Annotated in this window: 24 protein-coding genes; all 24 read right to left on the bottom strand. The window is 61.6% G+C overall.

What is annotated here, in order from left to right:
- Positions 1 to 87: 87 nt before the first annotated feature.
- Entirely contained in the window at positions 88 to 684 is a 597-nt protein-coding gene (locus AC1D10_RS34130) for an adenylate kinase (protein ID WP_477279508.1), read from the bottom strand.
- Positions 681 to 2,021: a preprotein translocase subunit SecY gene (secY, locus tag AC1D10_RS34125; RefSeq protein ID WP_379097713.1), complete on the bottom strand. Its 1,341-nt coding sequence runs from the start codon at positions 2,019 to 2,021 to the stop codon at positions 681 to 683. Before secY ends, AC1D10_RS34130 begins: the two co-directional genes overlap by 4 nt.
- Positions 2,022 to 2,205: 184 nt before the next feature.
- Positions 2,206 to 2,679, bottom strand: a complete 474-nt coding sequence (rplO, locus tag AC1D10_RS34120) for a 50S ribosomal protein L15 (protein ID WP_027028844.1) — start codon at positions 2,677 to 2,679, stop codon at positions 2,206 to 2,208.
- 22 nt (positions 2,680 to 2,701) lie between these two features.
- Complete coding sequence (gene rpmD / locus AC1D10_RS34115; RefSeq protein ID WP_023736690.1) at positions 2,702 to 2,899, bottom strand: 50S ribosomal protein L30; 198 nt, start codon at positions 2,897 to 2,899, stop codon at positions 2,702 to 2,704.
- 24 nt (positions 2,900 to 2,923) lie between these two features.
- The gene (gene rpsE / locus AC1D10_RS34110) at positions 2,924 to 3,487 is read right to left on the bottom strand and encodes a 30S ribosomal protein S5 (protein ID WP_006333394.1); all 564 of its coding nucleotides are present in this window, start codon (positions 3,485 to 3,487) and stop codon (positions 2,924 to 2,926) included.
- Positions 3,488 to 3,622: 135 nt separating this feature from the next.
- Positions 3,623 to 3,982: a 50S ribosomal protein L18 gene (gene rplR, locus AC1D10_RS34105; protein ID WP_023757972.1), complete on the bottom strand. Its 360-nt coding sequence runs from the start codon at positions 3,980 to 3,982 to the stop codon at positions 3,623 to 3,625.
- 87 nt (positions 3,983 to 4,069) lie between these two features.
- The gene (rplF, locus tag AC1D10_RS34100) at positions 4,070 to 4,603 is read right to left on the bottom strand and encodes a 50S ribosomal protein L6 (protein ID WP_091584610.1); all 534 of its coding nucleotides are present in this window, start codon (positions 4,601 to 4,603) and stop codon (positions 4,070 to 4,072) included.
- 92 nt (positions 4,604 to 4,695) lie between these two features.
- Positions 4,696 to 5,094 (bottom strand): 30S ribosomal protein S8, encoded by a 399-nt coding sequence (gene rpsH, locus AC1D10_RS34095; RefSeq protein ID WP_006205453.1) that lies wholly within the window; start codon positions 5,092 to 5,094, stop codon positions 4,696 to 4,698.
- A 12-nt stretch (positions 5,095 to 5,106) separates the two neighbouring features.
- Positions 5,107 to 5,412: a 30S ribosomal protein S14 gene (gene rpsN / locus AC1D10_RS34090; RefSeq protein ID WP_013895695.1), complete on the bottom strand. Its 306-nt coding sequence runs from the start codon at positions 5,410 to 5,412 to the stop codon at positions 5,107 to 5,109.
- 27 nt (positions 5,413 to 5,439) lie between these two features.
- Positions 5,440 to 6,039: a 50S ribosomal protein L5 gene (gene rplE, locus AC1D10_RS34085; RefSeq protein ID WP_111548980.1), complete on the bottom strand. Its 600-nt coding sequence runs from the start codon at positions 6,037 to 6,039 to the stop codon at positions 5,440 to 5,442.
- Entirely contained in the window at positions 6,032 to 6,346 is a 315-nt protein-coding gene (rplX, locus tag AC1D10_RS34080; protein WP_013531428.1) for a 50S ribosomal protein L24, read from the bottom strand. Before rplX ends, rplE begins: the two co-directional genes overlap by 8 nt.
- A 12-nt stretch (positions 6,347 to 6,358) precedes the next feature.
- Entirely contained in the window at positions 6,359 to 6,727 is a 369-nt protein-coding gene (gene rplN, locus AC1D10_RS34075; protein WP_006205457.1) for a 50S ribosomal protein L14, read from the bottom strand.
- 72 nt (positions 6,728 to 6,799) lie between these two features.
- A complete protein-coding gene (rpsQ, locus tag AC1D10_RS34070) occupies positions 6,800 to 7,039 on the bottom strand; it encodes a 30S ribosomal protein S17 (protein ID WP_010909280.1) in 240 nt (79 codons plus the stop codon).
- Positions 7,040 to 7,050: 11 nt separating this feature from the next.
- Complete coding sequence (rpmC, locus tag AC1D10_RS34065; RefSeq protein ID WP_006205459.1) at positions 7,051 to 7,251, bottom strand: 50S ribosomal protein L29; 201 nt, start codon at positions 7,249 to 7,251, stop codon at positions 7,051 to 7,053.
- 13 nt (positions 7,252 to 7,264) lie between these two features.
- A complete protein-coding gene (gene rplP, locus AC1D10_RS34060) occupies positions 7,265 to 7,678 on the bottom strand; it encodes a 50S ribosomal protein L16 (RefSeq protein ID WP_013531427.1) in 414 nt (137 codons plus the stop codon).
- A 27-nt stretch (positions 7,679 to 7,705) separates the two neighbouring features.
- Positions 7,706 to 8,431: a 30S ribosomal protein S3 gene (rpsC, locus tag AC1D10_RS34055; RefSeq protein ID WP_013895697.1), complete on the bottom strand. Its 726-nt coding sequence runs from the start codon at positions 8,429 to 8,431 to the stop codon at positions 7,706 to 7,708.
- A complete protein-coding gene (gene rplV, locus AC1D10_RS34050; RefSeq protein WP_006205462.1) occupies positions 8,431 to 8,820 on the bottom strand; it encodes a 50S ribosomal protein L22 in 390 nt (129 codons plus the stop codon). The genes rpsC and rplV overlap by 1 nt, the downstream gene beginning before the upstream one ends.
- Positions 8,821 to 8,822: 2 nt before the next feature.
- Entirely contained in the window at positions 8,823 to 9,101 is a 279-nt protein-coding gene (gene rpsS / locus AC1D10_RS34045; RefSeq protein WP_006205463.1) for a 30S ribosomal protein S19, read from the bottom strand.
- A gap of 16 nt (positions 9,102 to 9,117) precedes the next feature.
- The gene (gene rplB, locus AC1D10_RS34040; protein ID WP_027026960.1) at positions 9,118 to 9,951 is read right to left on the bottom strand and encodes a 50S ribosomal protein L2; all 834 of its coding nucleotides are present in this window, start codon (positions 9,949 to 9,951) and stop codon (positions 9,118 to 9,120) included.
- A 22-nt stretch (positions 9,952 to 9,973) separates the two neighbouring features.
- Positions 9,974 to 10,267 carry a 50S ribosomal protein L23 gene (locus AC1D10_RS34035; protein WP_379097707.1) on the bottom strand — a complete coding sequence of 98 codons (294 nt, stop codon included), beginning with the start codon at positions 10,265 to 10,267 and terminating at the stop codon, positions 9,974 to 9,976.
- Positions 10,264 to 10,884, bottom strand: a complete 621-nt coding sequence (gene rplD / locus AC1D10_RS34030) for a 50S ribosomal protein L4 (protein WP_477279500.1) — start codon at positions 10,882 to 10,884, stop codon at positions 10,264 to 10,266. The genes AC1D10_RS34035 and rplD overlap by 4 nt, the downstream gene beginning before the upstream one ends.
- The gene (gene rplC / locus AC1D10_RS34025; RefSeq protein WP_111548978.1) at positions 10,884 to 11,597 is read right to left on the bottom strand and encodes a 50S ribosomal protein L3; all 714 of its coding nucleotides are present in this window, start codon (positions 11,595 to 11,597) and stop codon (positions 10,884 to 10,886) included. Before rplC ends, rplD begins: the two co-directional genes overlap by 1 nt.
- Before the next feature lie 61 nt (positions 11,598 to 11,658).
- Positions 11,659 to 11,967, bottom strand: a complete 309-nt coding sequence (gene rpsJ, locus AC1D10_RS34020; protein WP_010909272.1) for a 30S ribosomal protein S10 — start codon at positions 11,965 to 11,967, stop codon at positions 11,659 to 11,661.
- A gap of 69 nt (positions 11,968 to 12,036) precedes the next feature.
- On the bottom strand, positions 12,037 to 12,418 hold a 382-nt coding region (locus AC1D10_RS34015; RefSeq protein WP_477279498.1), incomplete at its 5' end, for an EF-Tu C-terminal domain-related protein.

Genomic DNA, 12,418 nt, shown 5'->3' with positions numbered 1-12,418 from the left:
CTTGCCCTTGCGGACAAGCAAAGCCGATGCCTGATAGGAAGACGGGCCGCCATACCGCAGCGAACCGCTCCCGTCAAGTGCAATCGCTTAAATTCCCCGCGTTGCGTCCCTGAGCACCGCTTCGATCTGTCCCGTCACGGCATCGATATCGGCCATGCCGTCGACGCTGCGGAGCTTGCCCTTGGCATAATAGTAGCCAATCAGCGGCGCCGTCTTCTTGTAGTATTCCCTCAGACGCTCCTCGAACACGGTAGGATTGTCGTCCTTGCGCACGGGCTGGCCGGCGGCCTGCGCCTCGTTGGCGCGCTTGACGATACGACCAACCAGCGCCTTGTCGTCGACGACAAGTTCAATGACCGCATCGAGGCCCTGCGAGCGTTCCGAAAGCATCTGCTCTACCGCGTCCGCCTGCACCAGGGTTCGCGGATATCCGTCGAGGATGAAACCCTTCGCGCAATCCGGCTGATCGATACGTTCGGCGACGATGGCGTTGACGATGGCGTCGGAAACCAGTTCACCGGCATCCATCACCGCCTTGGCGCGTTTGCCGACTTCGGTGCCAGCCTGGACTGCAGCACGCAGCATGTCGCCCGTCGAGAGCTGGGGTATGCCGTGTTTTTCTACCAGTCTTTGTGCTTGTGTCCCCTTGCCCGCCCCTGGCGGCCCAAGCAATATCAACCTCATCTGGCTTTCTTCCCCCCGCGCAACTTCGACTTCTTGATCAGGCCTTCATACTGGTGCGCAATCAGGTGGCCCTGAATCTGCGCAACCGTATCGAGCGTGACACTGACCACGATCAGAAGCGATGTGCCACCAAGGTAGAATGGTACGCCAGTCGCCGAGATCAGGAACTCCGGCAGCAAGCACACCAGCACCAGATAGATGGCGCCGACGACGGTGATGCGGGTGAGAACGTAATCGATGTAATCGGCGGTGCGCTCGCCCGGACGATAGCCCGGGATGAAGCCCGAATGCTTCTTGAGCTGGTCGGCGGTGTCCTTCGGGTTGAAGACAATCGCAGTGTAGAAGAAGGCGAAGAACACGATCATCGCCGCGTAGAATGCCATGTAGAGAGGCTGGCCGTGGCCGAGCGACGCCAGGACAGTGCTCGCCCAGGCCGGCATGTTGGTCGTCTGCGAGAAACCGGCGACGGTGGCCGGCAGCAACAGCAGCGACGAGGCGAAGATCGGCGGAATGACGCCTGACGTGTTGAGCTTCAGCGGCAAATGCGAGGTATCGCCCTGGAACATGCGGTTGCCGACCTGGCGCTTCGGATACTGGATCAGCAGGCGGCGCTGGGCGCGTTCGAAGAACACGATGAGCGCAATGACGACGACAGCCAGAACGATGATCGCCAGGATCAGACCGGTCGACAGCGCGCCGGTGCGGCCAAGCTCCAGCGTGCCGGAGATGGCGTGCGGCAGGCCGGCGACGATGCCGGAGAAGATGATCAGCGAGATGCCGTTGCCGATCCCGCGGGCGGTGATCTGCTCGCCGAGCCACATCAGGAACATGGTGCCGCCGACCAGCGTGACGACAGTCGAGATTCGGAAGAACATGCCGGGATCGCTGACGATGCCGTTGCCGCCCTCCAGGCCGACCGAAATGCCGTAGGCCTGAACCAGCGCAAGCAGCACGGTGCCGTAGCGCGTGTACTGGTTGATGACCTTGCGGCCCTGTTCGCCTTCCTTCTTCAGCGCTTCCAGTGACGGGATGACCGAGGTCATCAGCTGCATGATGATGGAGGCGGAAATGTACGGCATGATGCCGAGCGCAAAGATCGCCATGCGCTGCACGGCACCGCCGGCGAACATGTTGAACATGCCGAGCACGCCCTTGCTCTGCGAGGAGAAGGCCTGGGCGAAGGCGTCGGGATTGATGCCGGGAAGCGGGATATAGGTGCCGAGACGATAGACGAGCAACGCGCCGATGGTGAACCAGATGCGTTTCTTCAGGTCCTCCGCTTTGGCGAAGGCCGAGAAATTCAGATTCGAGGCTAGTTGTTCAGCAGCCGAAGCCATGCCTGATTCTCCGCTTGGTAACGCTTGATGGCCCTTGAGGTCAGGCGGCGCGTTTCACCGAAGCTCACGAGATAAGCTCCGGGCTCTAAACATGCAAGCGGCCGCGTTGACGCGGCCGCCCAATTGAACAGATCAAAGCGCAATCGTGGACCAAAACGGATCCCGCTCGCGCTTCAATTTGCTGTTACTCGGCAGCTGCCTTTTCCGGCAGCTTGACCGACCCGCCAGCCTTCTCGATCTTCTCGATCGCGGCCTTGGAGGCGCCGGCAACGTCAAAGGCGAGCTTCGCCTTGATCTCGCCGTCCGAGAGGATGCGCACGCCGTCCTTGACGCGGCGGATGACGCCGGCGGCGACCAGCGATTCAGCCGTCACGGTTGCCTTGGCATCGAGCTTCTTGGCGTCGATGGCCACCTGGATGCGGGCCAGCGAGACGACGGTGAAGCTCTTGGCGAAGATGTTGTTGAAGCCACGCTTCGGCAGGCGCCGGTAGAGCGGCATCTGGCCACCCTCGAAGCCGTTGATGGCGACGCCGGAGCGCGCCTTCTGGCCCTTGACGCCGCGACCGCCGGTCTTGCCGGAGCCGGAACCGATGCCACGGCCGAGACGCTTCTTGGAGTGCGTAGCGCCGTCCTTGTCACGCAGATCGTTGAGTTTCATCTGGGTTCTCCTGCGCTCTGGTTCAGCCCTCGTCCACGACGCGGACGAGATGCTGGACGGCAGCGATCATGCCGCGCACGGAGGGTGTATCTTCCAGCGTGCGCTGCTTGTGCATCTTGTTGAGGCCGAGCCCGACCAGCGTCGCGCGCTGTTCCTTCGGGCGGCGGATCGGCGAGCCGATCTGCTCAACGGTGACGGTCTTTGTTGCTTTCTTGGCCATGGTCAAAATCCCTGGTCAGATCGACTATTCTTCAGCCGCAACGGCGGTGCCGCGGCGGGCCTGAAGGGTCGAGTACTTGATGCCACGAGCAGCAGCCACATCCTTGGGATGCATCTGGCTCTTCAGCGCGTCGAAGGTGGCGCGAACCATGTTGTAGGGGTTCGACGAACCCATCGACTTGGCGACCACGTCATGCATGCCGAGCGTCTCGAAGACAGCGCGCATCGGGCCACCGGCGATGATGCCGGTACCTTGCTTGGCAGCGCGCAGCAGCACGCGTCCCGCGCCCCAGCGTCCTTCGACGTCGTGGTGCAGCGTACGACCCGAGCGCAGCGGCACGAAGATCATGTCGCGCTTGGCCGATTCAGTTGCCTTGCGGATGGCTTCAGGCACTTCGCGCGCCTTGCCGTGACCAAAGCCGACACGGCCCTTCTGGTCGCCGACGACGACGAGTGCTGCAAAACCGAAGCGACGGCCGCCCTTGACGACCTTGGCGACGCGGTTGATGTGGACGAGCTTGTCCACCATGCCGTCATCGCGTTCTTCACGATCGCGGCCGCGGCCGCCATCCCTACGTTCCTGTGCCATATCCTGTTCCTTGTTTTTTTCCGGAAGCACGGTTGCTGATAAGATCCGGCGCCTCTGTGGGTCACCGGGGGCGAAACTTATTTTTTCCTTTGCATGATCTTATCCGAAAAGTCTGCAACTTTTCGGGATCAAGCATTAGAAGCTCAAGCCACCTTCACGGGCAGCCTCGGCGAGCGCCTTGACGCGGCCGTGATAGATGTAGGCGCCGCGGTCGAAGACGACTTCCTTGACGCCAGCCTTGGTGGCGCGCTCGGCGATCAGCTTGCCGATCGCGGCAGCAGCGGCGGTGTCGGCGCCGGTCTTGAGCGAACCCTTGAGGTCCTTCTCGAGCGTCGAAGCAGCAACGATGGTGTGGCCCTTGGCGTCGTCGATGACCTGAACATAGATGTTCTTCGACGTGCGGTGGACCGACAGACGCGGACGCTCGCCGGCGACCTTCTTGATCTGACGGCGGACGCGCTGCGCACGGCGCTGCGTGGATTCCTTGGTACCCATGATAGTCTTCCTTGCCTTCAAAAAACGGGGGCCGCCATATGCGGTAGGCGAAAGCGCCTCCCGCGACCGCTCCCCGCGGCGTTACAATTACTTCTTCTTGCCTTCCTTGCGGACGATCTTCTCGCCAGCGTAGCGGACGCCCTTGCCCTTGTAGGGCTCGGGACCGCGATATTCGCGGATCTCGGCGGCAACCTGGCCAACCTGCTGCTTGTCGATGCCGGTCACGGTGATTTCGGTCGGCTTCGGCACAGTGATCGTGATACCGGCCGGCGTCTCGTAGACGACGTCATGGCTGAAGCCAAGTGCCAGCTGCAGGTTCTTGCCCTGCATGGCGGCGCGATAGCCGACGCCGGTGATCTCGAGCTTCTTCTCGAAGCCGTCCTTGACACCCTGCAGGATGTTGACGATCTGCGTGCGCGACATGCCCCACTTGGAGCGCGCCGTCTTGGTCTGGTCGCGCGGCTGGACAGCGATCTCGCTGCCTTCCATCTTGACCAGCACTTCTTCGTTCACCACGAACTTCAGCTCGCCCTTGGGGCCCTTCGCCGTAACGGTCTGGCCGTTGACGGTCGCGGTCACGCCCTGCGGCAGCGAAACGGGTTTCTTTCCAATACGAGACATTTTGTTGTCCTCGTCACTTCTCTTGTTTCAGGTCTCTGTCTTCGGGCATGATCCCGAAGACCGGATTCCGATTTTGCCGGTCACACGCCAGATCAGAATATCTGGCAGAGGATTTCACCACCGACGTTCTGTTCGCGCGCTTCGTGGTCGGCCATCACGCCCTTCGGTGTCGAAAGGATGGCGATGCCGAGGCCGTTGGCGACGTGCGGGATCGACTTGGCCGAAACGTAGACGCGGCGGCCAGGCTTCGAAACGCGGGCGATTTCACGCACGACCGGCGCGCCGTCGAAATACTTCAGCTCGATTTCGATCTCGGACTTGCCGTTGTCGAAGTCGGTCTGGCTGTAATCGCGGATGTAGCCTTCAGCCTTCAGCACGTCGAGGACGCGGGTACGCAGGCGCGAAGCCGGCGTCGAGACGCTCGACTTCTTGCGGCCGTAGGCGTTGCGGATGCGGGTCAGCATATCGCCGAGAGGATCGCTCAATGACATATTATATCCTCCTTACCAGCTCGACTTGACCAGGCCCGGGATCTGGCCGTTGTTGCCGAGATCACGGAGCGCGATGCGCGATACTTTGAGCTTGCGATAGTAGGCACGCGGACGGCCGGTGACTTCGCAGCGGTTGCGGATGCGGATCTTGGCCGAGTTGCGCGGCATGGCGGCAAGCTTGAGCTGAGCGCGGAAGCGCTCTTCCATCGGCTTGGACTGATCCATGATGATCGCCTTCAGGGCAGCACGCTTGGGACCGTACTGGTCGGCAAGCTTGCGGCGCCTGTTGTTCTTCTCGACTGAGCTGGTCTTTGCCATTTCAGATTTTTCCTTTTCTCGCTGCCGTTACTGGCGGAAGGGGAAGTTGAAAGCCTTGAGCAATGCCCTGGCTTCGTCGTCCGTCTTCGCAGTCGTACAAACGATGACGTCCATGCCCCAGATCTGATCAACCTTGTCGTAGTTGATCTCCGGGAACACGATGTGTTCCTTGATGCCCATGGCGTAGTTGCCACGGCCATCGAAGCTCTTCGGATTGAGTCCGCGGAAGTCGCGGACGCGTGGCAGTGCGATGTTCACGAGGCGGTCAAGGAACTCGTACATGCGTTCCTTGCGCAGCGTGACCTTGGCGCCGATCGGCATCTTCTCGCGGACCTTGAAGCCGGCGATCGAGTTGCGGGCACGGGTGACGACGGCCTTCTGGCCGGCGATCATCGCCAGGTCTTCGGCCGCAATCGAAGGCTTCTTCGAATCGCCGGTCGCTTCGCCAACGCCCATGTTCAGCACGATCTTGTCGATGCGCGGAACCTGCATCTCGTTCTCGTAGCCGAACTGCTCCTGCAGCGCCTTGCGGATGGTCTCGTTGTAGACCTGCTTGAGGCGCGGCGTGTTCTGGGCCTTGGACTGCTTGCTTTCAGCCTTGGGCTTCGTGGTTTGAGCCTTAGCCATTGATGACTTCTCCCGAGCGCTTGGCGACGCGCACCTTCTTGCCGTCCTTCTGGAAGATGAAACCGACGCGGGTCGGCTTGCCATCCTTGGGGTCGGCCAGCGCGATGTTCGACAGCTGGATCGGCGCTTCCTTGGTGATGATCCCGCCCTCTTGGGACTGGGACTGCTTCTGGTGACGACGGATCATGTTGACGCCGCGCACCAGCGCGGTGTCTTCCTTCGGCTGAACCGAGAGGACTTCGCCCGAACGGCCCTTGTCCTTGCCGGCCAGCACGACGACCTTGTCGCCTTTTCTAATCTTTTGCATTGGTCCGGCTCCTTACAGCACTTCAGGCGCGAGCGAGATGATCTTCATGTGGTTCTTGGCGCGGAGTTCGCGCGGAACCGGTCCGAAGATACGCGTGCCGATCGGCTCTTTCTTGTTGTCGACGAGAACGGCCGCGTTCTTGTCGAAACGGATCACGCTGCCGTCCGGGCGGCGGATGTCCTTGGCCGTGCGAACCACGACCGCCTTCATCACATCGCCCTTCTTCACGCGGCCGCGCGGGATGGCTTCCTTGATCGACACCACGATGATGTCGCCCACGGAAGCGTATTTCCGCTTCGAGCCGCCCAGCACCTTGATGCACATGACACGACGGGCGCCGGAATTATCCGCGACGTCGAGGTTTGTTTGCATCTGAATCATGACTGGCCGCCTTCTTCTTTTCTAACGGGACGAGCTCAAAGCCCTTCCCCGGTCTGTCCAAAATTCGTTTGTTTACGCCTGATCCGAAGACACGACGATCCAGCGCTTATCCTTGGAAATCGGCTTCGATTCCTGGATGAACACCTGATCGCCAACCTTGTGGGCGTTGTTCTCGTCGTGCGCCTTGTACTTCTTGGTCATGCGCACGGTCTTCTTCATCACGGGATGCGTGAAGCGCCGTTCGACCTTGACGACTACCGTCTTCTCGTTCTTGTCGCTGACGACGGTGCCCTGCAGAATGCGCTTTGGCATGGTTTTCGTCCTTAAGCCTTCTTAGCCGCGGACTTTTCCGCAGCGATGGTCTTGATACGCGCAATGTCCTTGCGGACCTGTCTCACGCGCGCGGTCTTCTCGAGCTGGCCGGTGGCCTTCTGGAAGCGCAGGTTGAACTGCTCCTTCTTCAGGCTGGCCAGATCGTCGGTCAGCTGGTCTTGGGTCTTGGTCCGGATGTCTTCGGCTTTCATGATCAGCCCGTCCTTATTCTGCGATGCGCTGCACGAAGCGCGTCTTGACCGAGAGCTTGGCCGCGCCGAGACGCAGTGCCTCACGGGCGGTTTCTTCATTGACGCCGTCGATCTCGAACATGATGCGGCCCGGCTTGACGCGTGCCGCCCAGTAGTCGACCGCGCCCTTGCCCTTACCCATGCGGACTTCGGTCGGCTTCGAAGTGACCGGCACGTCCGGGAAAATACGAATCCAGACGCGTCCGGCGCGCTTCATTTCACGCGTGATCGCGCGGCGGGCCGCTTCGATCTCACGTGCGGTGACGCGGTTCGGCTCAAGCGCCTTCAGCCCGAAACCACCGAAATCCAAGTTGGTGCCGCCCTTTGCGGTACCATGGATACGGCCCTTGAACTGCTTGCGGAACTTTGTGCGCTTTGGCTGCAGCATCGTTCTAACTCCAAATTCCTAAATGTCTCAGGCGTTTTCGCGACGACGACCGCGTTCGCGATCACCACCACCGCCATGTGCAGCATCGCCCTCGGTCGCACGACGCTCCGAAGCCATCGGGTCGTGCTCGAGGATCTCGCCCTTGAACACCCAGACCTTGACGCCGCAGATGCCGTACGCCGTATTCGCCTCGGCCGTGCCGTAGTCGACATCGGCACGCAGCGTATGCAGCGGCACGCGGCCTTCGCGATACCATTCCATGCGCGCGATCTCGGCGCCGCCAAGACGGCCGGCGCAGTTGATGCGGATGCCTTCGGCACCGAGGCGCATCGCCGACTGCACGGCGCGCTTCATGGCGCGACGGAAGGCGATACGGCGCTCGAGCTGCTGGGCGATCGACTGTGCGACCAGGGTCGCGTCGATCTCCGGCTTGCGCACTTCAACGATGTTGAGGTGCGTCTCGGACTTCGTCATCTCCATCAGCTTCTTGCGAAGCTTCTCGATGTCGGCGCCCTTCTTGCCGATGATCAGACCCGGGCGCGCGGCATGGATGGTGACGCGGCACTTCTTGTGCGGGCGCTCGATGACGACCTTCGAGATCGCAGCCTGCTTGAGTTCCTTCTCAAGATACTTGCGGATCTTGATGTCCTCATGCAGCAGCTTGCCGTACTCGCCGGTGTTCGCGAACCAGCGCGAATCCCAGGTGCGGTTGATGCCGAGGCGAAGACCGATCGGATTGACTTTCTGGCCCATTATGCGGCCTCCCCTTTTTCTTCGACTTCACGAACGACGATCGTGAGGTGCGAGAACGGCTTCTCGATACGGCTGGCGCGACCACGGCCACGGGCATGGAACCGCTTCATGACGATCGACTTGCCGACATAGGCTTCCGCCACGATCAGTGCATCGACGTCGAGGTCGTGGTTGTTTTCCGCGTTGGCGATTGCCGATTCCAGAGTCTTCTTGACCGTGCCGGAAATCCGCTTGGCCGAGAATTCGAGATCGGAAAGCGCTGTCGCGACCTTCTTGCCGCGGATCAGCGCGGCAACGAGGTTCAGCTTCTGCGGGCTGATACGGATCGTGCGCAATACGGCGCGCGCTTCGTTGTCAGCAAGCCTGCGCGGAGCTTTGGCCTTGCCCATGATTATTTCCTCTTCGCCTTCTTATCCGCGCCGTGACCGTAATAGGTCCGGGTCGGAGCGAATTCACCGAACTTGTGACCGACCATGTCCTCGTTCACCGAAACGGGAACATGCTTCTGGCCGTTGTAAACACCGAAGGTGAAGCCGACGAACTGCGGCAGGATGGTGGAGCGACGGCTCCACATCTTGATCACCTCATTGCGACCACCTTCACGAACCTTGTCCACCTTCTTGAGAAGGTAGCCGTCGATGAAGGGGCCTTTCCAAATAGAACGAGTCACTTGGCGTTACCTCTTCTTAGCTCTTGCGCTGATGGCGCGAGCGCAGGATGAACTTGTCGGTCGCCTTGTTGGACCGCGTCTTCTTGCCCTTGGTCGGCTTGCCCCAGGGCGAAACCGGATGGCGGCCACCCGAGGTGCGGCCTTCGCCGCCGCCGTGCGGATGGTCGACCGGGTTCATGGTCACGCCGCGATTGTGCGGGCGCTTGCCGCGCCAAACCGTGCGGCCGGCCTTGCCGTCATTGATGTTGCCGTGGTCCGGATTGGACACGGCACCGACGGTGGCCATGCAGGAGCCGTGAACGACACGCTGCTCGCCCGAGTTGAGGCGCAGGATCGCCATGCCCTGGTCGCGACCGACCAGTTGGCCATAACCACCTGCCGAACGGGCGACCTGAGCGCCCTTGCCGGGCTTCAGCTCGATGTTGTGGACGATGGTGCCGACCGGCATCGAGGCCAGCGGCATCGCATTGCCCGGCTTCACGTCGACGGCTTCACCGGACACGATCTTGTCGCCGGGAGCCAGACGCTGCGGAGCGATGATGTAGGACAGCTCGCCATCGTCATACTTGATCAGCGCGATGAAGGCGGTGCGGTTCGGATCGTATTCGATACGCTCAACCGTGCCGACAACGTCGAACTTGCGGCGCTTGAAATCGATGATGCGGTACGAACGCTTGTGGCCACCACCGATGAAGCGGGCGGTGATGCGACCGTGATTGTTGCGGCCGCCCGACTTGGTCAGGCCCTCGGTCAGACCCTTGACGGGCTTGCCCTTGTAGAGGCCCGAGCGGTCGACGATGACCAGCTGGCGGGTGCTCGGCGTTACCGGGTTGAATTTTTTCAGTGCCATTGTTCTGTCCTCGCGGCCTTGCTCAGAGACCCGTCGCGACGTCGATCGACTGGCCGTCGGCCAGCGTCACAATCGCCTTCTTGACGTCGCTCTGGCGGCCGATCGTGCCGCGGAAGCGCTTGATCTTGCCCTTGCGGACAAGCGTGTTCACGGCCATCACCTTGACGCCGAACAGCGCTTCGACGGCGGCCTTGATTTCCGGCTTCGACGCCTTCTTGGCGACGTTGAAGACGACCTGGTTGTTCTCGGAGGCCATGGTCGACTTTTCGGTGATCGCCGGCGAGACGATCACGTCGTAATGACGAAGGTCGGTCATTTAAAGCGCTCCTCGAGAGCCTCGACGGCGGCCTTCGAAAGGACCAGCGTGCCGCGGCGCAGAATGTCGTAGACGTTGATGCCCTGGATGGGCAGCACGTCGATGTTGGGGATGTTCGTCGCCGCCAGCTTGAAGTTCTTGTCAAGCTCGGCACCGCCGATCACCAAAGCGTTGGTCAGGCCCAGCGTCGCGAAATTCGCGATCAGCGCCTTGGTCTTGGCCTCGGTCAGCTTCAGCTCGTCGATGACGATGATCGACGCGCTCTTGGCCTTGGCCGAGAGAGCATGCTTGAGGCCGAGCGCGCGAACCTTCTTCGGCAGCTCGTGCTCATGGCTGCGAACGACCGGGCCGTGAGCCTTGCCGCCGCCGCGGAACTGCGGAGCGCGTGCCGAATGGTGACGGGCGCGGCCCGTACCCTTCTGCTTGTACATCTTGGCGCCGGTGCGCGCGATCTCGGCGCGGCCCTTGGCCTTGTGCGTGCCCTGCTGCTTCTTGGCGAGCTGCCAGCGCACGACGCGCTGCAGGATGTCTTCGCGCGGATCAAGGCCGAAAATCTCCTCGGAGAGTTTCACCTTGCCGGCGTCCTTGCCGCCAAGCGTTGTGATCTTGAGATCCATTATTCCGCTCCCTCTGTGGCCGGAGCCTCATTCTTGACAACGGCGCGGATCGCGGCGGGCTTCGGCGCATTGGCCGGCAGTGCCACCTTGGCCGCATCGCGGACCAGGATCCAGGCGCCCTTCGATCCGGGAACCGCACCGCGGATCAGGATCAGGCCGCGGTCGGCATCGGTCGAAACGATCTCGACATTCTGCGTGGTGACGCGGGTGTCGCCCATGTGGCCAGCCATATGCTTGCCCTTGAACACTTTGCCCGGGTCCTGGCGCTGGCCGGTCGAACCGTGCGTACGGTGCGAGACCGAGTTGCCGTGCGTTGCACGACCACCGCCCATGTGGTGGCGCTTGATGACGCCCTGGAAACCCTTGCCGATCGTCGTGCCCGTCACATCGACCTTCTGGCCGGGGACGAAATGCTCGACGGTGATCTCGGCGCCGACGTCGATCATGTTGTCGGCGGAGACGCGGAACTCGGCGACCTTCGCCTTCGGCTCGACGGAAGCGGTCGCGAAATGGCCGCGCATCGCCTTCGACGTGTTCTTCACCTTGGCAAGGCCAACGCCGAGCTGAACGGCGGTGTAGCCATTCTTCTCCTGCGTGCGCTGCGCCACGACCTGACAGTTCTCCATCTGGAGAACGGTGACGGGAACATGTTCCCCGGCATCGTTGTAGATGCGGGTCATTCCCACCTTCTTTGCAATCACACCTGAACGCATCGGTTCAATTCCTTTAGAGTTCCGGGCCAGGGGCACCGCCCCTTACCGCGCTCTCATTCCCTTAGAGCTTGATCTCGACGTCCACACCGGCGGCCAGATCGAGCTTCATCAAAGCATCGACCGTCTGCGGGGTCGGATCGACGATGTCGAGCAGACGCTTGTGCGTGCGCATCTCGAACTGCTCGCGGCTCTTCTTGTCGACGTGAGGCGACCGGTTGACCGTAAACTTTTCGATCCGCGTCGGCAGCGGAATGGGGCCGCGGACGTTGGCACCGGTGCGCTTGGCCGTCGACACGATTTCCTTCGTCGAGGCGTCGAGCACGCGGTGATCAAACGCCTTCAGGCGGATGCGGATATTCTGTCCGTTCATGCGTCACTTCCTTGTTCTGGCGCGGCGCGGGCAACTCCTGCGCCCGCGACAGATCGGTTTAAGTCCAAATTACTCTTTGATGGTGACGACGATGCCGGCACCGACGGTGCGGCCGCCTTCACGGATGGCGAAGCGCAGCTTCTCTTCCATGGCGATCGGCACGATCAGCTCGACATCGACCGTGATGTTGTCGCCCGGCATCACCATCTCGGTGCCTTCCGGCAGCGACACAATGCCGGTCACGTCCGTCGTGCGGAAATAGAACTGCGGACGGTAGTTGGTGAAGAACGGCGTGTGACGGCCACCTTCGTCCTTGGTCAGGATGTAGGCTTCAGCCACGAACTTCTTGTGCGGCTTCACCGTGCCCGGCTTGGCCAGAACCTGGCCGCGCTCGACACCTTCACGATCAACGCCGCGCAGCAGCGCGCCGATGTTGTCGCCAGCCTGGCCC

This window comes from Mesorhizobium sp. P2_A8 (assembly GCF_056404935.1).
Note: the sequence above shows the minus strand (reverse complement) of the source record. Positions and strands in the feature narration are given on the sequence as shown.